The sequence below is a fragment of the Methylobacterium sp. Leaf113 genome, from assembly GCF_001423325.1.
Classification (GTDB): domain Bacteria; phylum Pseudomonadota; class Alphaproteobacteria; order Rhizobiales; family Beijerinckiaceae; genus Methylobacterium.
On sequence record NZ_LMNJ01000045.1, the window covers coordinates 165,600 to 185,318 of the forward strand.

Here is a 19,719-nt window from a genome sequence, read left to right on the forward strand (position 1 = left end):
TGGTTCAGTTCGAAACTCGGCCGAAGGCACGGGGTACGCGTCCCCTCCCCGGCCGTGATGAAGGTCGCCTCAGCGCGCGGCGGCGTGAGGCGGTTCGGCTAGGGCGTTCGCGTAACGGGCTTTGAGCGCTTCCACAATCCGGCCCATGCGGATGCTGTTCGAGCCCTTCACCATCACGGCGTCGCCGGGGCGCAGGGTCGAGAGCACGGATTCAAGCAGGTCGGCGGAGGTGGCCGCGCAGGCGCCGCGCCGGCTCACCGGCAGCGCCTCGAAGAGGTTGCGCATCAGCGGACCGGCCGTGAAGACGAGGTCGACCTTGGCCGCTTCCACCGGTCCGGCCAAGTCGCGGTGATGGGCTTCGCCCTCGGGTCCGAGTTCGAGCATGTCGCCCAGCACGGCGATGCGGCGTCCACGCGGGCCGGTCTCGATGGCCGACAGCGTCGCGAGCGCGGCGCGGATCGAGGCCGGATTGGCATTGTAGCTCTCGTCGACCAGGAAGGCCTCGCCCGCCCCGATCGCCAGCGCGGTGCGCTCGCCGCGACCGACCGGCGGCCGCAGGGCGGCGAGCGACAGGGCGGCGAGGGCGAGATCGGCCCCCAGCGCATGCACCACCGCCATCACGCCGAGCGAGTTCATCGCCGTGTGCCGGCCGGGCGTGCCGAGCTGATAGGTGACGGGGATGCCCATCACCACCGCGTCCACCACCGAGAGGTCGGGGCGCAGGACGATGCGCTGAGCGCGAATATCCGCCTCCGGATGCTCGCCGAAGGTGATGACGCGACCCGCGCGGGAGGCCTGGGCATGGGCGAGCAGGCGCGGATAGCTCGGATTGTCGCGGGCGATGATCGCAGTGCCGCCGGCCTTCAGGCCGGAGAAGATCTCGCCCTTGGCGTCGGCGATGGCCGAGAGCGAGGCGAAGTGTTCGATGTGCACGGGCTCGACGGTGGTCACCAGGGCGATGTCCGGCTGCACCATGGCGGTCAGCGGCACGATCTCGCCCGGATGGTTCATGCCGATTTCGAACACGCCGAACTGCGCATCGGCGGGCATCCGCGCCAAGGTCAGAGGGACGCCCCAGTGGTTGTTGTAGGAGGCGATGGAGGCGTGGGTCATTCCCTGCGCCGACAGGACGTGACGCAGCGCTTCCTTGGTGCCGGTCTTCCCGACCGACCCCGTCACCGCGACGATGCCGGCCCGGCTGCGGGCCCGGGCGGCGGCCCCCAAGGCCCGCATGGCGTCGAGAACGGGATCGTCACCCGAGCCGGACGCTTTGCCGGAAACCGCCAGGACGGGACCGGCCCCGGCGAAGTCCGGCGCGCGTTCGGCGGCGACCACCGCCGCGCCGGCGCCGCGCTCAAGGGCGGCGCGGACGAAATCGTGCCCGTCCCGTGCCTCGCCCTTGATGGCGAAGAACAAGTCGCCCGGCTGCAGCGTGCGGGTGTCGATGGAGGCGCCGGTGATGGCCCTCGGCGCGCCGTGCACGGTCCCGCCGGTGGCGGCCTCCAAGGCGTCCTGCGTCCAGAGCGGGTTCGGTTGGGTCATCGTGAGCGTTCCGCGATCGCAGCCCGGAGGACGTCGTGGTCCGAGAAGGGCAGAACCTGTGACCCCACGATCTGGCCGGTTTCATGGCCCTTGCCGGCCACCACCAGCACGTCACCGGGCGCGAGCGCCCGCACGGCTGTCCGGATCGCCTCGGCCCGGTCGCCGATCTCGATCGCTCCCGGGGCAGCGGCCAGGATCGCGGCGCGGATCGCGGCCGGGTTCTCGCTGCGGGGATTGTCGTCGGTGACGATGACGGCGTCCGCCATCCGTGCCGCGATGGCGCCCATGATGGGGCGCTTGCCCGTATCGCGATCGCCGCCGCAGCCGAAGACCACCCGCAGGCGCCCGGTCGCGAACGGGCGCAGCGCCGTCAGCACGCCCTCCAGCGCTTCGGGCTTGTGGGCGTAATCGACGAGGCAGAGCCCGCCACTGACTTCGCCGATCCGCTCCATCCGGCCCGGAACCCCGGTGAGATGTTCGAGGGCGGCGATGACGCCGGGGCGATCCGCCTGACCGGCCGGAGTCGCCAGGACGAGACCGGCGGCGAGCAGCGCGTTCTCCACCTGGAAGCCGCCAACGAGGGGCAGGCGGACGCCGTATTCCTCAAGAACGCCGCTGGTGCCCGGCGCCAGGAGGGTGAGGTGCTGATGAAAACCTTCGGTGCGGGCCGCGATGAGGCGCACCGTGTCACCCTTGGTGCCGGTGGTGTGAATGTCGAGCCCACGCGCGGCGGCGGACGCCACGACCACGTCGGCATAGGCGCCGTCGAGGTTGATCACTGCCGGGATGCCGGGCTGCGCCAGGGTCGTGAACAGGCGGAGCTTGGCGGCGAGGTAGTCCTCGATGGTGGCGTGGTAGTCGAGATGATCGCGCCCGAGATTGGTGTAGCCCACCGCCGCGAGATCGACGCCGTCGAGGCGTCGCTGCTCGATGCCGTGGGAGGACGCCTCCATGGCGAGGTATCCGATGCCGTCATCGGCCAATTGCGCCAGGGTGGCGTGGAGCGTGACGGGATCGGGCGTGGTCAGCGAGCCATAGATCGCGCCGCGGCTGGTGACGATGCCGACCGTGCCGAGGCTCGCCGCCTCGACGCCGAGGCGCGCCAGGATCTGGCGCACGAAATCCGTGACCGAACTCTTCCCACTTGTGCCGGTCACCGCGACGACCTGGGCCGGCTGCCGGCCCGAAAAGGCGCGGGCGGCGCGTGCGAGGCTGCGCCGCACATCGGCGACGGCGATGTAGGGCACGGCTCCGTCGAGATCGGCCGGCCGCGCGCCCTCGCTCACCACCGCCACGGCACCGGCTTGCGCGGCCTGCGCCACGAAGCGCCTTCCATCCGCCACGGTGCCGGGTACGGCTACGAACACCATGCCGGGCGCGACCTTGCGCGAATCAGCCGTCAACCCGGAGACGGGTAGGCCGGCGAAGGCCGCCTCGGCCTCGGGAAACAGTGAGCCGAGGGTCGGCCCGCTCATCGCCCGTCCACCTGCGTCGCGTGATAGGCGCCGAGTTTCACCATGAGGGGGAAGGGCTTGACCGGCGGATCGAATTGCGGCGGCAGGCCGAGGATGGGCGCGACCCGCTCGATCACACGGCCGGTAACGACACCGGAATTCCAGGCGGCCGTCGCGTAACCGCCGGATTCCGGAAGGCCCTGCGGCTCGTCCATGATGGTGACGAAGAGGTATTTCGGGTTGTTCATCGGGGCAGCGGCCATGAAGGTCGTGAACAGGCGGTTCTTCACGTAGCGGCCGTGAATGACCTTCTCGGCGGTGCCGGTCTTGCCGCCCACGAAGTAGTACGGGATCGACGCCTTCTTGGCCGAGCCCTCGACGGCGTTGAGGCGCATGATGAAGCGCATCGCCTCGCTGGTCTCGGGCTTGAGCACGCGGGTGGCCTTCACCATGGCGTCCGCCTGCGTGGTCTTCAGGAAAGTCGGCGTCATCAGGAAGCCGCCATTGGCGATAGCCGCCACCGCCGCCGTCGCCTGGATCGGCGCCACCGCGAGGCCGTGGCCGAACGCGATCGTGATGGTGTTGATCTCGGTCCAGCGCGGCGGCACCAGCGGTTCGGCGCTCTCGGGAAGTTCCGTCCGCATGCGGTCGGTCAGGCCCATCTTCTTCAGGAAGGCCTTGTGGCCGGGCACGCCGATGCCGAGCGCCATCTTTGCCGAGCCGATGTTCGACGAGTGCGTGAACACCTCCGGCATGGTGATGACGCGGTTGGTGCCGTGATACTCGTGGATCTTCTGGCGGCCCCAGTTCAGCACGCCGCCACGGGTGTCGAAGGTGGAGTTGACGTTGTACTTGCCGGAATCGAGCGCCATCGCGAGGGTCATCGCCTTGAAGGTCGAGCCCATCTCGTAGACGCCGACGTTCATGCGGTTGATGCGGTCGGGGTTGAGCGCGTCGGCCGGATCGTTCGGGTCGAAATCCGGCAGGGAGGCGAGCGCGATCACCTCGCCGGTCTGCACGTCGAGGATCATGCCGGCGGCGGCCTTGGCCTTGAAGTGCTCCAGACCCCAGGCGAGTTCATCGCGCACCGCGAACTGCGCTCGCAGGTCGATGGAAAGCTGGACCGGCGCGAGGTCGGTCTGCTTCGCCACGAGGCCGAAATCGTTGAGCGCCTTGTTGCCCTGGTTGTCGATGTACTTCTCGATGCCGGCGATGCCGATGTTGTCGAGGTTGGTCACACCGAGGATGTGGGCGGCGGCGACGCCGTTCGGGTAGACGCGCTTGTGGTCGGGCAGGAAGCCGATGCCCGGGATGCCGAGACGGTGGACCTCGGCCTGCTGCTTCGGGGTGATCTCGCGCTTGACCCAGACGAAGCCCTTCTTGGTGGAGAGCTTGGCGCGCAACTCGGTGGCGTTGATCTGCGGAAGCACGGCGGTGAGCAGTTCGACCGCCTCGTCCTTGTCGTAGATGTTGCGCGGTTCCGCGAAGATCGAGACCGTGCGGATATCCGTGGCGAGGATCTCGCCGTTGCGGTCGACGATGTCGGGGCGGATCGCCGTCGTGGCGGCCGCCGCGATCCGGCGATCGCCGTTATCGGGCTCCGGGAAGGCCGCCCCGAAAATCAGGCGCCCGGCGATGGTGGCGAACACCAGCGCGAAGGCGAGACCGACGAGCCCGACGCGGGTATAGGACCGCTCGATGGCGAGGTGGAACATCGCCTTCGCGTGCCGGAGCACCCACTCGGCCCGCGACACCGGCGGTGCGGCCGGTGCCTCGGGCGCGGGCTCGAGTACCGTCCGTTCGACCTGGGCGGCGCCCGGCGCGGAGGCCGGCCCCTGGGGGGCGACGGTTTCCACGGACGCGACGGATTCCCCGCGGGCGGGCGCGCCGGTCGACTCGGCTGCGTCGTGAGTCGGGACTTCGGACACGGGCACTACCTCGAAGGCGTGGTCGGAGTTCTGGTCGTGGTGGTGCGGGGCGTGATGCTGCCGGTGATGCGCGGCTCATCGGACCCGCGAGCGGCCACCGGCTTCTCCTTGGGCGTCGCCGTGGCAGCGAGGAGCCGCCCGATCTCGTCGCCGCGATCGGGACGCGCCGGCAGGTCGGCCAGGCGCCCCAGATGGGCGGTGCCGATGGGCTCGAGGGCGAGATAGCGATCGACCGCTGCCTGAAGCCGGTCCGGCCGCGTCAGCAATTGCCACTCGGCGCGCAGGACCGCGATGGCCTGACGCTCCTTCTTGAGCTGGGTCTGGGCCTTCGAGACCTGTCCCGCCTGGTAGAGGGTGTCGTACTTGATCGAGTAGGCGTAGATCGCCGAGCCGATCAGCCCGAGCACCGCGATGAGGTTGAGCAAACGGATCACCGGCGTGCCCCTCCGCTCCGACCCGTCCGCGCCGGCAGCGCCGCCAGGGTCTCGATGGCCGCCAGGGGTTCGGGCGCGGGCGCGTCCGTGCGCTCCACCGCGCGCAGCTTGGCCGAGCGGGACCGGGGATTGGCGGCGGTCTCGGCCGAGCTCGGCAGGACCGGTCCCTTGGTGACGGCGCCGAAGCTCCGGGGCGCCGGGGCCTCCAGGCTCGGCAGGTGGCGGGAGGCTTGGGCCGCCCGGCCGCTGCGGGCCGAGAAGAACTGCTTGACGATCCGGTCTTCGAGCGAGTGGAAGGTCACCACCGCGAGGCGACCGCCGGGCCGCAGGATGCGCTCGGCGGCGTGCAGCGCCTGGACCAGCTCGCCGAGTTCGTCGTTCACCGCGATGCGCAGACCCTGGAAGGTCCGGGTCGCCGGATGGATGCCGCTCGCCGGATCGGCCCAGACCACGCTGGCGACGATGTCGGCCAGCGCCGCGGTCGTCTCGATGCGCCCCTTGCGGCGGGCCTCGATGATCGCCCGGGCGACGGCGCGCGAGCGGCGCTCCTCGCCGTAATGGAAGATGATGTCGGCGAGGTCGGCTTCCTCGGACTCGTTGACGAGGTCGGCCGCGCTCGGGCCTGCGCGCTCCATGCGCATGTCGAGGGGGCCGTCGTTGCGGAAGGAGAAGCCGCGCTCCGGCTGGTCGATCTGCATCGACGACACGCCGATATCGAGGACCACGGCATCGGCCAGCGCATGGCCGGCGCCCTCCACGCAGGCGTCGAGGGTGCCGAAACGGCCCGGCACCAGGGTCAGGCGTCCGGCCGCCTCGGCGACCAGGGGGGCGCCGCCCGCGATCGCGCCCGGATCGCGGTCGATCGCCAGAACGTGAACGCCTGGGTCGGCCTGCAGCATCGCGCGGGTGTAGCCGCCGGCCCCGAAGGTGCCGTCGACGGCGAGGCTGCGGCCGGGCAGATCGAGGGCGGCCAGCACCTCACCGAGGAGGACGGGGACGTGCGGCGCGCCGTCGAGGGCGCGCGGGACCCGCGCTTCGCGAGGAGCACGCATCATCGGATGGCCTCGGCGTGCCGCCGTTGCGCTCCGAAGCGGAGCCGGAAATCGACGGGAGTGAAGCGGCGCATGCGTCCCTTCCACGGGGCTGGAGCACGCAGGCGCGGCTCGGAGAGACGGGGCGTCTCCGGGTCGACGCGAGACGCGACCGCGCATGCGGACACCGGCCTGCCTGGGACAGGCTGCGTCCGTCGATCCGAAATTCGCCGTTGACGGGATGAATCGGGGTACCATGGGCCTCTGAGCGCCGTCAACGAACCTGGCCGAGGGGAAGCGGCCAGCGTCGATCAGACCTCAGCAAGGTTAACCGAGCGTAAGGATCGGGCGTCAAAGGCACATCCGGGATGCGCGCCGGCGCCTCGATGTCGGCGTCGAGGCGGCAGAACTTCTCGCGCGGAGGACGCGGCTTCGGCCGTCGTCGCCAAGCAATCGCGATCAGGCCGCCCGGACGTTGCCGAGGAAGTTCTCGATCTCGGCCCGCAGGGTCCGTGACTGACCTGCGAGAGCATCGGCGGCGGTCGCCACAGACTGGGCGACCTGGCCGGCAGCGTCGGCCGAACGGGCGACCTCGGAGATGTCGGTTGTCACCCGGTCGGTGCCGGAGGAGGCCTGCATCATGCTGCGCATGATCTCCTGCGTGGTGGCCCCCTGCTCCTCGACCGCGCCGGCGATGCTCGTCGTGACGCCGCTCATCGCGTGGATCTGGGACGTGATCTCCTCGATCGCCAGCGCGGCGCCGCCGGTGGCGGCCTGGATTGCCCCGATCTGCTGACGGATCTCCTCGGTGGCGCGGCTGGTCTGGGAGGCAAGCTCCTTCACCTCCGCCGCCACCACGGCGAAGCCGCGGCCGGTCTCGCCCGCGCGGGCCGCCTCGATGGTGGCGTTGAGGGCGAGGAGGTTGGTCTGGCCGGCGATGGTCGAGACCAGCCCGACGACGTCGCCGATCCGGGTCGCGGCGGCGGAGAGCGCCGCCATGGTCGCGCCGGTGCGGGATGCGGCCTGCACGGCGGCGGCGGAGATCTCGCTGGCCTGATCGACCTGCCGCCCGATCTCCCCCACCGTCGAGCCGAGCTGGTCGGCGGCGGCCGCCACGGCGGTAACATTGCCGGACGTCTGCCGCGCGGCCTCAGCCGCACTGGTGGAGCGCAGGGCGGTGCCCTCGACCGCGCTCCGCATAGTGTCCGACGACGACTGCAGCCCGGTGACCGCCTCGGCCACGTGGGTGACGATGCCGCCCACCGAGCGCTCGAAGCGGTCGGCGAGGTCGCGCAGCAGGGTGCGCCGGGCCTGATCCTCGCGCAGCCGCGCCGCTTCGGTGGTCTGGAGCTGCTCGGCGGCGTCCGCCAGGGACATGTCGCGGATGGCCATCACCGCCCGGGCGATGTCGCCGATCTCGTCCCGGCGCCGGGTCGCCGCCAGGGCCACGTCGGTGTCGCCGTTGGCGAGGCGGGTGGTGTCCTCGGTGAGGCGCTCCAGCGGACGGGCCAGCGTTCCGGCCAGCCACCACGCGGTGCCGGAGCCGACGAGGACGACGCCGCCGACGAGGCCGAGCATGGCCCAGATCTTCCAGACCGTGCCGGCATGCGTGGCCTGGATCTGGGCGCGCGCATCCTCGGCGGCCAGCGCGACGGCCTCGTCGAAACGCTGCCGCAGGCGCTGGTTCTCCTGTGCCATCCGCTCCAGAGTCGGGACTTGGGCGGAGGGCCGGAGGCCGAGCAGGACTTCCGCATCGGCGCGCCATTGCCGGGCCTCGGCCTGGGCGCTGCGGGCCAGGATCAGCATCCGATCGGACTGGGCCAGAGCCTCGAGCCGGCCCAGGAGAGCCATGATCTGATCACTCGCCGCCGTGAACTCGCGGTTGATCGGGCCCATGTCGACCAGATCGGTCATGGCGCTGACGCGGGCGATCAGATCCTCGGCGCGGTTGAAGCGGTCACGCGCGATGCGGCTCGCCTCGTTGGTCTCGGTGGTGCGCGAGCCGAGCAGGGACAGGTCGCCGACCGCTCCGAGGCCGACCCAGCCGGTCACGCCGGAGAGAAGACCGGCCAGGAGCATGAAGCCGAGGAGCGGAAGCAGGATCGTGTAGCGGATCGACATCGCGGTGGCTCTCGTATCGGACTTGGTTCAGGCGCCGTTCGGCAGGTTTCAGTTCGGAAGATTCGGCAGCGCCGTCCGGGTCTGCTCCGCAGTGAGGGAACGCAGGAACGCGATCAGGTCGGCGCGCTCCTCCGGCGCCAGCCGGAGGGGCTTCATCAGCGGCGACTTCGACGGGCGGACGATGCCTCCGGTCTCGTAGAAGTCGACGATCGACTCCAGGTTGGCGAACTGGCCGGCATGGCCGAAGGGGGCGCGGTAGGTCAGGTTGCGCAGGCCCGGCGTCTTGAAGGCATGGCGCGCCAGGGGCGCATCCGGTTCGAAGGCCGCGCGCCCGATATCCTTGGTCGGGAGGCCGAGGTCGTGGAACTGGTTGTCGGTGAAGTTCCAGCCGGTGTGGCAGCCGGCGCAACCGGCTTTCCCGTTGAACAGCGCGAAGCCCCGTTGCGCGGCTGGCGCCATCGCCGCCTCATCGCCGTCCACCCAGCGGTCGAACGGGGCCCACCCGGACACAACCGTCCGCTCATAGGTCGCGATCGCGGTGAGGATCGCCTCCTGTGTCACGCCCTTGCCGGGAAACAGTTTGGCGAACCAGGCCGCGTATTCCGGCGTGCCCTTCAGGCGGGCGATGATCTCGGGAAACTTGCCGTCCATCTCCGTATCCGCGGTGATCGGCCCCATCGCCTGCGTCTCGAGGTCCGGCGCGCGCCCGTCCCAGAACAGGGTCGGAATCCAGGCGGCGTTCAGCACGGTCGGGGCCTTGCGGCCCAGCGGCGTGTTGGTCGCCCCGATGGCACCGGCGACCGGGACCTCGAAGCCGAAGGAGGGATTGTGGCAGCTGGCACAGCTCAGGTTCTGCTTGCCGCTCAAACGAGGATCGAAGAACAGCATCTTGCCCAGCGTCGCCAATTGCGGCGAATAGGGCGCGGCCTCCGGAAACGGGATCGCGGTCGGACGTTTGTAACGCGCTTTGAGATCGTCCAATTCTGCCGAAGTCGCTCCGTCGCCCGCATACAACACCATGCCGACGGCCAGCATCATCACCCCGCGCAGAAAAGCCATTGCCTAACCTCGGACCGGTTCCGCCAATAGTCGAAAGAAACGAATTTCGACTTGAGGAAGCCCGAATACGGGAATTGAATTAAATATTTCCTTGCCTGAATATTTTATAAAGCCAATAGATTCCGCCATGTAATCGAAGGATGACGGATCTTCATTCCATGTTTTCCAGCTGTCTCTGGCACTTCGGAAACATGTTCTTCGTTGGGTCAGGAAGACAATTTCGGATGCCAGGCGTTCTGGCTCGATCGTATCCGATCGAAATCCTTGGTCATCCGGTTCGAAGGGTTCGATCTTGATCTGAAACCGAAATTTCCGCCAAGGATTCGGTCCGATAACTTACGGCATGGCGTCCAAATGCTTGCGCCGGCTCGGAGCACGAACGATCCCGGAGGCGGAACCCCGGCCGTCACGCATGAAATCGGTCCGGCGCATTTTGACGCGGCAGCCCGGACATGCCGGTATCCTCTTGGGCAGCTCCCGAAAGCGCGAGGTGGATCAGTCGGCCTTTAAGCCGGGTTCTGTAGGGCCCGGACGCCTGACGGCATCCGAACGTGGCGGCCATTCCTCTGGGACGATCGTTACCGACCGCCTCGAGCAACCAACCCGGGCGACGAGCCTGGAGAGAGGGCCTGAACGGGCCGCGAGGCCCGCCGTGTCGCCCCTATTCGGTTTTGCTCCCGGTGGGGTTTGCCGTGCCGTCCGCGTTGCCGCGTCCGCGGTGCGCTCTTACCGCACCCTTTCACCCTTACCGCGGATCGACTCACGCCAATCCGTGGCGGTCTGCTCTCTGTGGCACTGTCCCTGGGGTCGCCCCCGCCGGACGTTATCCGGCACCGTCTCTCCATGGAGCCCGGACTTTCCTCCCCGGGCCTGAGGCCCGGAGCGGCCGCCCGGCCGACTGATCCGGCGCGGGTGTGCGCCGGGCGCGGGCCGGGGGTCAAGGCCCGAGTGAGAAGGCGCGGGGGACTTCCGGCGCGATGTTCCGCACGGGGGTGCGAGATTTCCGGCGCCCGGCTTGCTGGCATCTCGAAGGAGGACTTGCCCGCCCGCTCGCCCGCCCCTTTGCCCGCCCCCTTGTCCACATCCTCGTCAGTGCCACGTCTCGAAGGGCGAGGCGGGCAGACCCGCACCGCAGACGACGTTCGGAACAGGAGGAAGCGATGGCGACGAACGACACGGCCTGGACGCTCGAATCCGTCCAGCAACTCACCGCGATGGCGCGCGAGGGCATCCCCGTCTCGGTGATGAGCCTGAAGCTGCGTCGGCCGATCGAGACCGTGACGGCCAAGCTCAGCCAACTCGGCATCACACCCGTGCCCGAGCCTTGATTCGAAGGTCGAGAGCCGCCCGCACCTTTCGGTGCAGGCGGCTCTCGCGATTGCAAACCCTCACGGTCGGAGGCTGGAAGCTTACCAGGTGCCGGTGTTTTCCATCGAGGACCAGGGCTCCTGCGGCGGCTTGGCCGGTCCCTTCTGCAGCAGCTCGATCGAGATGCCGTCGGGGGACTTCACGAAGGCCATGTTGCCGTCGCGCGGCGGGCGGTTGATCGTGATTCCGGCAGCCTGCAGCTTGGCGCAGAAGGCGTAGATGTCATCGACCTCGTAAGCGAGATGCCCGAAGTTGCGGCCACCCGAATAGGTCTCGGGGTCCCAGTTATGGGTCAGCTCGATGACCGGGGCCTGAGTCTCCTTGGCGGTGCCGGCATCGTCGGGGGCCGCCAGGAAGACCAGGGTGAAGCGGCCCTTCTCGTTGTCGACCCGGCGCACCTCCTGAAGCCCGAAGGTGTTGACGTAGAAGTCGAGGGCGCGGTCGAGGTCGGCGACGCGGACCATAGTGTGAAGGAATCGCATGGGTTGGTGCTCTCCGAGGAACAGCGCCTATGTGGCCCCAGGTGGGTGCGCGTCAACGCGCCTGTCAGACGGCGCGTTGCGCCGGCGCCGCCTCGCCCGCACAGTGGCGCCGCAGCCGAAGGACCCCGCATGCGCACCGAAACGCCCATCCCGATCCGCCTGGAGGATTACCGCCCGAGCGACTACCTGATCGGGACGGTGGCTCTCGACGTGGCGCTCCACCCGAGCGCGACGACGGTGCGGGCTGAACTGACCCTCCATCCCAATCCGGCCGGGCGGCCCGGGGCGCCCCTGGTGCTCGATGGCGAGGACCTGACCCTCGTCGGCCTCGCCCTGGACGGCCAGCCCCTTCCGCCCGAGGCCTACAGCCTCACCCCGTCGAGCCTCACGCTGGTGCATCCCCCGGCCGGCCCGTTCACCCTCAGCATCGCCACACGGGTCGATCCCACGGCCAACACCAAGCTGATGGGGCTGTATCGCTCCAACGGCGTCTACTGCACCCAGTGCGAGGCCGACGGCTTCCGCCGGATCACCTATTTCCTCGACCGGCCGGACGTGATGGCGGTCTACACCACCCGGATCGAGGCCGACCGCGACGAGGCGCCGGTGCTCCTCGGCAACGGCAACCCGGTGGAGCGCGGCGAGGCCGGCCCCGGGCGCCACTTCGCGATCTGGCACGATCCGCACCCGAAGCCGGCCTATCTCTTCGCCCTCGTGGGCGGACGCCTCGATCTGGTGCGGCGCCCCTTCACCACCAGCGAGGGCCGCATTGTCGAACTCGCCGTCTACGTCGAACCCGGCAAGGCCGACCGTGCCGATTACGCCCTCGACGCGGTCGCGCGCTCGATGGCCTGGGACGAGACCGCCTTCGGCCGCGCCTACGACCTCGACGTATTCAACGTCGTCGCCGTCTCCGACTTCAACATGGGAGCGATGGAGAACAAGGGCCTCAACATCTTCAACGACCGCTACGTGCTCGCCTCGCCCGAGACCGCGACGGATGCGGATTACGCGGCCATCGAGGCGATCATCGCGCACGAGTATTTCCACAACTGGACCGGTAATCGCATCACCTGCCGGGACTGGTTCCAGCTCTGCCTCAAGGAGGGCCTGACGGTCTTCCGCGACCAGGAATTCTCCTCCGACATGCGCTCGCGCGCCGTCCATCGCATCGGCGAGGTCCGCACCCTGCGCGCCCGGCAGTTCCCCGAGGATGCCGGTCCCCTCGCCCATCCGGTTCGGCCGAGGCAGTACACCGAGATCAACAACTTCTACACGGCCACGGTCTACGAGAAGGGCGCCGAGATCGTACGGATGCTGCGCACGCTCCTGGGCGCGCAAGCCTTCCGGGCCGGGATGGACCGCTACTTCACCGACAACGACGGCACGGCCGCCACGGTGGAGGATTTCCTCGCCGCTTTCGCGGCGACCTCCGGGCGCGATCTCAGCGCCTTTGCGCGCTGGTACGAACGCCCCGGCACGCCGCGCGTCGCGGTGCAGGCGCATTACGATCGGCAGGCCCGGACCTACCGCCTGGAGTTTCGGCAGAGTCTGCCGGGCGCGTCCGACAGCCCGCCCCTGGTGATTCCGATCCGGCTCGGCCTCGTCGGGCCGGACGGTCCCCTCGTCGCGGCGCGGAGCGACCGGATGGAGGACGGCGTGTTCGTGCTCGAACGGCACACCGACACCCTCGTCGTCACGAACGTCGGCGAACGCCCGGTGCCGTCGCTGTTCCGCGGCTTCTCCGCCCCGGTCCGGGTCGAGATCGAGATGACCGATGCCGATTCGCTGACCCTGTTGCGCCACGACCCGGATGCGTTCAACCGCTGGCAGGCGGCCCAGGGCGTGGCCATGCGCCTGCTGGTCCAGGGATCGCGCTCGGGCACGGTCTCCGACGCTGGCGCCGAGGGCCTCGGCACCGCGCTCGCCGCCTTCCTCGACGCCGAGGCCCTGTCCGATCCGGCCTTCGCCGCCCTGATCCTCGCCCTGCCGAGCGAGGCCGACGTGGCCAACGAGATCGCGGCGGACATCGATCCGGACGCGATCCATCGGGCACGCCATGCCCTGCGGCGGCACCTCGGAGCGTGCCTTCGCGACCGGCTCGCCGGCCTGCGTGAAGCACTGGCTGAACCGGCGGGCATGCCCTTCAGCCCCGATGCGGCGGCAGCCGGGCGGCGGGCGTTGCGCAACGCCGCCCTCGACCTGATGTCGGCGGCCGATCCCGAGGCCGCGACCGGTCTCGCCCTCGCCCAGATGGAGGCCGCCACCACGATGACCGATCGTCTCGCGGCCCTGGCGGTCCTGGCCCAGGTCTCCGGCCCGGCCCGCGAGGATGCGCTCGCGCGTTTCGCCACGGATTACCGGTCGGAGCCCCTGGTCCTCGACAAGTGGCTGGCGATCCAGGCGACGATTCCCGACGAGGGCACGCCGGTGCGCATCCGCCGGCTCCAGGGTCATCCGGCCTTCACCATGACCAATCCCAACCGAGTCCGGTCCCTGATCGGTAGTTTCGGGATGGCAAATCCGACTCAGTTCAACCGGCCGGACGGCACCGGCTATGCTCTTGTGGCAGACGCGGTTCTGGCACTCGATTCGACCAACCCGCAGGTGGCCGCACGCCTGCTGACGGCTTTTGGATCGTGGCGGATGATGGAGCCGGAACGCCGCGACCGGGCAAAGGCCGCGCTTACGAAAATTCAGGGTGTTGCGGGTCTGTCACGGGACGTTTCGGACATCCTCCAGCGGACGCTTGCCGGCTAGCAAGTGTTTGGCGGGAATCAGTTTTTCAGACGGATCGGAGACGGATTTCCGCGCTTCGATTCGCGCGGGGAGTCAAGCGTGGCCGGAAAAAACGCGTGGACAAACCCCCGGCGGAAATGTTGAATCGTATACGATTCGGAACGCGGGTTGATCCGCGCTCCAGGCCAGACAATCCCAATTGCGGAGTTCGTTCATGCTGGAGGCGGATTCCGCTTCCCTCTCCGCGCGTGCGGATACGATTCTCGGCATCCACCGGCCCCAACACGCCGCGCATGTCCGGTTCGTCCGTGCGGAGACCTGGCTGCGCTTCGCCCTGCCGGCGCTGTTCGCCACATTCCTGATCTGCTTCGGCGCCGTGGCGGCCATGCTGCTCCAGGCGCAGAGGGCGGAGGTGATCCGCGCGGCGACCACCGACGTGGAGGCGGTGACCCGGCTCGCCGCGGCAGCCTTCGCGAACATCGACATCGACGGCGAGGCCAAGGCGAACGAGGCCCATCGCAATCTCGGCGCCCTGCTGCCGCCGGGCCTGCTCCATGCCGGGCGCCAAATCCTGCTGATTTCCCCCAACGACGTCATCGTGGCGGCGAATCCGCCCCTCCCCGGCCCGAGGCGGACGCTCACCGAGCATCTGGGCGAGATGCAGGCCCTCAGCACCCTCGGCGAGAGCGCCGGCGTGATGACTGTGACCCTGTCCGACGGTTCGGTGGTGATCGCGGCCCTGCGCAGCCTGCCTGGCGGGCGCGGCCAGGTGGCGGTGCTGCAACCTCTCACCGGCATCACCGCCGCCTGGACCCTGCGCATGCGCAACCAGGCGATCCTGCTCGGGGCCGCCGCCCTGGTGATCATCGGGACCGGCATCGCCTACGCCTTGCAGACGCGCCGGGCCCACGCCGTCGACCGGGTCTGCGAGGAGATCAAGCAGCGCCTCGATACGGCCCTCGGGCGCGGCCGATGCGGCCTGTGGGACTGGGATATCCCACGTGGGCGCATCTACTGGTCGGATTCGATGTACGCCCTGCTGGGCTACCACCGCGAGCGAGAATTTCTCTCCTTCGGCGACGTCAACGCCCTCGTGCATCCCGACGACGGCGACCTCTACAGCCTCGCCCGGCACCTCGCCGCCAGCCAGTCGACCGTCGACCACGAGTTCCGGGTCCGCGGCGCCAACGGAAACTGGGTCTGGATGCGGATGCGGGCCGAGATCGTGCCCGATACCATCGACGGCGGCCGCCACCTCGTCGGCATCGCCCTCGACGTCACCGAGCAGCGCAACCTCGCCGAGCTGAACGCCACCGCCGACATGCGCCTGCGTGACGCCGTCGAGGCGATCTCCGAGGCCTTCGTGCTGTGGGATACCGGCAACCGCCTCGTCCTCTGCAACTCGAAATTCCGCCACCTGCACGCGCTCAGCTCCGAGGACGCCACGCCGGGCAAGCGCTACGCCGAGATCATGGGCCGGGGCGTGCTGCCCCCCGTGCGGCGGGAATTGCGCGACCTCGAGCCGAGCGGCGCCACCGCCCGCACCTTCGAGGCCGAACTGACCGACGGGCGCTGGCTCCAGATCAGCGAACGTCGCACCAAGGACGGCGGCTACGTCTCGGTCGGCACCGACATCACCAACCTGAAGCGCCACCAGGAACAGCTCGTCCAGTCGGAGCGCGAGCTGATCGAGACGGTGCGCGACCTCAAGCGCTCGCGCCGCACCCTCGAACTCCAGACCCAGCAGCTCGCCGATCTCGCGGAGCGCTACCTCGACCAGAAGGCCCAAGCGGAGGGCGCCAACCAGGCGAAGTCCGAGTTCCTGGCCAATATGAGCCACGAGCTGCGCACGCCGCTCAACGCCATCATGGGCTTCGCCGAGCTGATGGAGAGCGAGGTCTATGGCACCCTCGGCTCGCCGCGCTACACCGATTACTGCCGCGACATCCGGTCGAGCGGCGACTACCTGCTCTCGGTCATCGACGACATCCTCAACATGTCGCGCATCGAGGCGCAGACGGTGAAGCTCGCCCCACGCGAGATCGCGGTCGCGGGCGCCATCGAGGGCACCCTGAAGCTGGTCGGCGACGCCGCCCGGGCCAAGTCTCTGACCGTCTGCGTCGACGTGGTCGAGGCCCTGACGGTGCTGGCCGACGAGCGTGCCCTGCACCAGATCCTCACGAACCTCGTGCAGAACGCAGTGAAATTCACGCCGGCCGGCGACGGCCGGATCATCATCAAGGCGCGTCCCGCCGGCGACCACGTCCACATCTTCGTGGAGGATACCGGCATCGGCATCCCCAAGACCCACCTGAGCCGCCTCGGCGCGCCGTTCCAGCAGGTCGAGACCAATCTCACCCGCAGCCACAAGGGCTCCGGGCTCGGCCTTGCCATCGCACGCTCCATGGCTGAGCTGCACGGCGGCGGCCTGCGCATCCGCTCCCAGGAAGGTCTCGGCACCATCGTGCTGGTCCGGATGCCCATCCCGACGCCGGAGCACCTGCGGAGCCTGTCGATCGAAGCTGCCCAGGAGACCGTCGCCTCCCTGCGCGACGCGGCCGGTGCCACCGCCCGGCGCATGGAGCCCCAGGCCGAGCAGATCTGACCGCTGCGGTCGAGTGGGCGGATCAGTCCGCCGCGCCGGCACCGAGCAGACGGTCGAAGAGGGCGCGCACCTCGACGCGAGTCTCGTCCAGGGCCGCGACCAGTCGCGCCGCATCGGGCGCCCCCATCGCCACCGCCAGTCGCGACAGGGCCACCGGCGCGGCCTCGGCCGGATCGCCTTCGACCATCAGTCTCTGCCAGTGCAGGACATCGTCGAACTGGCGGTAGGCCTCCGCGAGCCGGTCGGCGTCCGATCGTCGAAGCAGGCCGTGATCGGCCGCGCGGCTGAACACCGCGCAGGCCCCGAGTCCGATGAGATTCGGCGTCGCATGCGCCTGCCCGAGCACGAGGGCCTGGGCCAGGAAGTCGAGATCGAGCAGACCGCCGGGGGCGAGCTTGAGGTCGAGGGCCCCCCGATGACCCTTTTCCGCTTCCACGAGGCGGCGCATGTCCCGAACCGCGCGATGGACTTCGGCCGCCGGCCTCGGACGGCTCACGAGGGCGCGGATCTCCCCGTCGAGATCGCCCGTGAGGCTCGCATCGCCGACGATGACACGCGCCCGGGTCAGAGCCATGTGCTCCCAGAGTTCGGCGTCTTCGGCCTGATAGGTTCGGAAGCCGCGCCACTGCACGGCCACCGGTCCCTGGCCACCGCCGGGCCGCAGGCGCAGGTCGACCTCATAGAGATGCCCGCGGCGGGTCGGCACCGTGAGGGCGGCGACGATGCGCTGGGCCAGGCGGTTGTAGGCCACCGCCGCGTCCAGAGGCCTCGGCCCGGCACTCATCCGGTCGGTGGAATCGAAATCATAGACCAGCACGAGATCGAGATCGGAATCGGCCGTGAGCTGGCGCGAGCCGAGCCGGCCGAGACCGAGGACCGCGAAGCGCCCCTGCGGCACCGCACCGTGCTCGGCGAAGAAGCCCGCGGAGACGCGCTCCACCGTGGCGGCGATCACCGCGTCGGCAATGCCCGCGAAGGCGCGACCGGCTTCTTCCGGAGAAAGGACGCCCGAGAGCAGGCGCGCGCCGGTGAGGAAGCGTAATTGGCGCGCCGCGTCGCGGCTCCGGTCCAGGAAATCCTCATGATCGGTCGGATTGCCCAGGCGCGCCCGGAACTGCGTCGCCAGGGCTCCGGCATCCGTTTCGGCCTCGGCGAAATCGCGATCGATCACCGCATCGAGAACATGGGGGCTGAACGCCACGGTCTCGGCGAGGCGCGGGGCCGTACCGAGGAGATCGGCGAAGAGCAGCCGAAGTCGCTCGTTCGAGCGCAGGATCGTCAGGAGTTCGAGGGCCGCCGGCATCCGGGCGAAGGCCCGGTCGAGGGTGTCGAGGGCCGTATCGGGATGCGCCGTGCCGCCGAGCGCCTGCATCAGGGCCGGGACCAGCTCCGTCAGCACTTCGCGCGCGCGTGGGGTGCGCACGGCGGGGCGCCGCCCGAAATGCCAGCCGCGCACGGTCTCCACCGCGCGCTCGGGCTCGCGAAAGCCGAGTTTGCGCAGGGTCGCGAGGGTGGCCGGGTCGTCCCCCGTCCCGCTGAAGACGAGATCGCCCACGTCGGAGGAAAGGTCGGGCTCAGCCTCGAACAGCAGCGCGTAATGGCCCTGGACCCGGCGGGCATGGTGAAGCAGCGCCGCCTCGAAAGCCTCGCGCGTCGCGAAACCGGCGAAGCGGGCGAACCGGTCGAGTTCGTCGGTGTCGGCGGGTAGGCGTTGGGTCTGCTCGTCCCGCAGCATCTGGAGCCGGTGCTCGATGGTGCGTAGGAAGTCGTAGGCCGCCGTGAGATCGTCGCGGGCTGTCGCGTCGATCCAGCCGTCCCGGGTCAGGCCGTCGAGCATCGCGATGGTGCGACGGCCGCGCAGCTCGGGCCTGCGCCCGCCGAAGACCAGTTGCTGGGTCTGGACGAAGAACTCGATCTCCCGGATGCCGCCGCGCCCGAGCTTGATGTCGTGGCCCGCCACCGCGATCGTGTCGTGGCCGCGCACGGCATGGATCTGGCGCTTCATCGCGTGCACGTCGGCGATGGAGGCGAAGTCGAAATACTTGCGCCAGACGAAGGGGCGCAGATTGGCCAGGAAGGTCTCGCCCGCCGGGATATCGCCCGCGATGGCGCGCGCCTTGATGTAGGCGGCCCGCTCCCAATTCTGCCCAAGATTCTCGTAATAGACGTAAGCCGCGTTCAGCGAGAGCGCCGCCGGCGTCGAACCGGGGTCCGGACGCAGGCGATAATCGACGCGGTGGACGTAGCCGTCGGCGGTCCGCTCCTGCAGCAGCTTGGCAATGCCCTGCGCCAGCTTGGTGAAGAACGGCGTCGGCGGCAGGTCCCCCTTGAGGGGCGCCACCTCAGGATCGAAGAACACCACGAGGTCGATGTCGCTGGAATAATTAAGCTCGCCCGCGCCGTGCTTGCCGAGCGCCAGGACGATGAGGCCCGAGCCCACTTGCGGATCGTCCGGATCGCGCGGCAGGAAACGCCCCGCCGCCGCGGCCTGCAGCAGCATCGCGTCGGCGGCGGCCAGGACCGAGGCATCGGCGAAGTCGGACAGGGCCTGGGTCACGTTCGCCAGGGGCCACAGACCGCCGATATCGCAGAGCGCCACCAGCAGGGCATGCTCCGCCCGGTTCCGCCGCAAGGCCTTCGCGACGGCGTCGAGATCGCCGCTCCGCCCCGCCACCCGCTGGCGCGCCACGATCGCCGCGAGAGACGCATCGGGCTCCGCCTCGACCAGGGCGGCGAAGCGGTCCGGCTCCCGCAGCACGAGTTGCCAGAGGAACGGCGCGTGGTCGGCCAGTCCCGCCAGCAGCGCCCGTAAGGGGGCATCGAGGCACCCGGCTGGAAGCGTGGACTCCAGATCCGCCAGCCGAGCGGCCGCACTTTCGGGATCGGACAGCACCGGCGCGGCCGTAAGACGCGCCCGAAGGGTGCCCTTCGGCGTGCTGGCCCCCTGCGACATGCC

Annotated in this window: 12 protein-coding genes and 1 other RNA gene; 3 read left to right on the top strand and 10 right to left on the bottom strand. The window is 69.6% G+C overall.

Annotation, left to right across the window (positions count from 1 at the left end):
- Positions 1–69: 69 nt before the first annotated feature.
- From ASF60_RS18895 to rnpB, 8 genes are all read right to left on the bottom strand, one after another.
- The gene (locus ASF60_RS18895; protein ID WP_056188660.1) at positions 70–1,542 is read right to left on the bottom strand and encodes a UDP-N-acetylmuramoylalanyl-D-glutamyl-2,6-diaminopimelate--D-alanyl-D-alanine ligase; all 1,473 of its coding nucleotides are present in this window, start codon (positions 1,540–1,542) and stop codon (positions 70–72) included.
- Positions 1,539–3,017 carry a UDP-N-acetylmuramoyl-L-alanyl-D-glutamate--2,6-diaminopimelate ligase gene (locus tag ASF60_RS18900; protein ID WP_056188664.1) on the bottom strand — a complete coding sequence of 493 codons (1,479 nt, stop codon included), beginning with the start codon at positions 3,015–3,017 and terminating at the stop codon, positions 1,539–1,541. The genes ASF60_RS18895 and ASF60_RS18900 overlap by 4 nt, the downstream gene beginning before the upstream one ends.
- On the bottom strand, positions 3,014–4,852 hold the full coding sequence (locus tag ASF60_RS18905; RefSeq protein WP_156634297.1) for a peptidoglycan D,D-transpeptidase FtsI family protein: 1,839 nt from the start codon (positions 4,850–4,852) through the stop codon (positions 3,014–3,016). The genes ASF60_RS18900 and ASF60_RS18905 overlap by 4 nt, the downstream gene beginning before the upstream one ends.
- Positions 4,853–4,929: 77 nt before the next feature.
- Entirely contained in the window at positions 4,930–5,358 is a 429-nt protein-coding gene (ftsL, locus tag ASF60_RS18910) for a cell division protein FtsL (RefSeq protein WP_056188666.1), read from the bottom strand.
- Complete coding sequence (gene rsmH / locus ASF60_RS18915; RefSeq protein ID WP_056188669.1) at positions 5,355–6,413, bottom strand: 16S rRNA (cytosine(1402)-N(4))-methyltransferase RsmH; 1,059 nt, start codon at positions 6,411–6,413, stop codon at positions 5,355–5,357. Before rsmH ends, ftsL begins: the two co-directional genes overlap by 4 nt.
- A 435-nt stretch (positions 6,414–6,848) precedes the next feature.
- Positions 6,849–8,510 carry a methyl-accepting chemotaxis protein gene (locus ASF60_RS18920; RefSeq protein ID WP_056188672.1) on the bottom strand — a complete coding sequence of 554 codons (1,662 nt, stop codon included), beginning with the start codon at positions 8,508–8,510 and terminating at the stop codon, positions 6,849–6,851.
- Between the two features lie 48 nt (positions 8,511–8,558).
- Positions 8,559–9,548 carry a cytochrome-c peroxidase gene (locus tag ASF60_RS18925; protein WP_056188968.1) on the bottom strand — a complete coding sequence of 330 codons (990 nt, stop codon included), beginning with the start codon at positions 9,546–9,548 and terminating at the stop codon, positions 8,559–8,561.
- Positions 9,549–10,060: 512 nt separating this feature from the next.
- Positions 10,061–10,471, bottom strand: an RNA gene (gene rnpB, locus ASF60_RS19540) — RNase P RNA component class A.
- Positions 10,472–10,729: 258 nt separating this feature from the next.
- On the opposite strand from rnpB, the gene ASF60_RS25225 reads away from it, so the two are divergent.
- Positions 10,730–10,897: a hypothetical protein gene (locus ASF60_RS25225; RefSeq protein ID WP_200935899.1), complete on the top strand. Its 168-nt coding sequence runs from the start codon at positions 10,730–10,732 to the stop codon at positions 10,895–10,897.
- 81 nt (positions 10,898–10,978) lie between these two features.
- Here ASF60_RS25225 and gloA read toward each other — a convergent pair whose 3' ends face one another.
- Complete coding sequence (gene gloA / locus ASF60_RS18930; RefSeq protein ID WP_056188675.1) at positions 10,979–11,419, bottom strand: lactoylglutathione lyase; 441 nt, start codon at positions 11,417–11,419, stop codon at positions 10,979–10,981.
- A gap of 129 nt (positions 11,420–11,548) precedes the next feature.
- On the opposite strand from gloA, the gene pepN reads away from it, so the two are divergent.
- Positions 11,549–14,179: an aminopeptidase N gene (gene pepN, locus ASF60_RS18935; protein ID WP_056188679.1), complete on the top strand. Its 2,631-nt coding sequence runs from the start codon at positions 11,549–11,551 to the stop codon at positions 14,177–14,179.
- A gap of 193 nt (positions 14,180–14,372) precedes the next feature.
- On the top strand, positions 14,373–16,763 hold the full coding sequence (locus tag ASF60_RS18940) for a PAS domain-containing sensor histidine kinase (RefSeq protein ID WP_056188682.1): 2,391 nt from the start codon (positions 14,373–14,375) through the stop codon (positions 16,761–16,763).
- Positions 16,764–16,785: 22 nt separating this feature from the next.
- Here the strand turns inward: ASF60_RS18940 and ASF60_RS18945 are convergent, their stop codons facing one another.
- The gene (locus tag ASF60_RS18945; RefSeq protein ID WP_056188685.1) at positions 16,786–19,716 is read right to left on the bottom strand and encodes a bifunctional [glutamine synthetase] adenylyltransferase/[glutamine synthetase]-adenylyl-L-tyrosine phosphorylase; all 2,931 of its coding nucleotides are present in this window, start codon (positions 19,714–19,716) and stop codon (positions 16,786–16,788) included.
- Positions 19,717–19,719 lie beyond the last annotated feature (3 nt).

Excerpts from the sequence above, each read along its gene's own strand:
- ASF60_RS18945 (WP_056188685.1), bottom strand. The coding sequence starts at position 19,716 with ATGTCGCAGGGGGCCAGCACGCCGAAGGGCACCCTTCGGGCGCGTCTT.
- ASF60_RS18920 (WP_056188672.1), bottom strand. The coding sequence starts at position 8,510 with ATGTCGATCCGCTACACGATCCTGCTTCCGCTCCTCGGCTTCATGCTC.
- ASF60_RS18940 (WP_056188682.1), top strand. The coding sequence starts at position 14,373 with ATGCTGGAGGCGGATTCCGCTTCCCTCTCCGCGCGTGCGGATACGATT.
- ASF60_RS25225 (WP_200935899.1), top strand. The coding sequence starts at position 10,730 with ATGGCGACGAACGACACGGCCTGGACGCTCGAATCCGTCCAGCAACTC.
- ASF60_RS18895 (WP_056188660.1), bottom strand. The coding sequence starts at position 1,542 with ATGACCCAACCGAACCCGCTCTGGACGCAGGACGCCTTGGAGGCCGCC.
- ASF60_RS18900 (WP_056188664.1), bottom strand. The coding sequence starts at position 3,017 with ATGAGCGGGCCGACCCTCGGCTCACTGTTTCCCGAGGCCGAGGCGGCC.
- gloA (WP_056188675.1), bottom strand. The coding sequence starts at position 11,419 with ATGCGATTCCTTCACACTATGGTCCGCGTCGCCGACCTCGACCGCGCC.
- rsmH (WP_056188669.1), bottom strand. The coding sequence starts at position 6,413 with ATGATGCGTGCTCCTCGCGAAGCGCGGGTCCCGCGCGCCCTCGACGGC.
- pepN (WP_056188679.1), top strand. The coding sequence starts at position 11,549 with ATGCGCACCGAAACGCCCATCCCGATCCGCCTGGAGGATTACCGCCCG.
- ASF60_RS18925 (WP_056188968.1), bottom strand. The coding sequence starts at position 9,548 with ATGATGCTGGCCGTCGGCATGGTGTTGTATGCGGGCGACGGAGCGACT.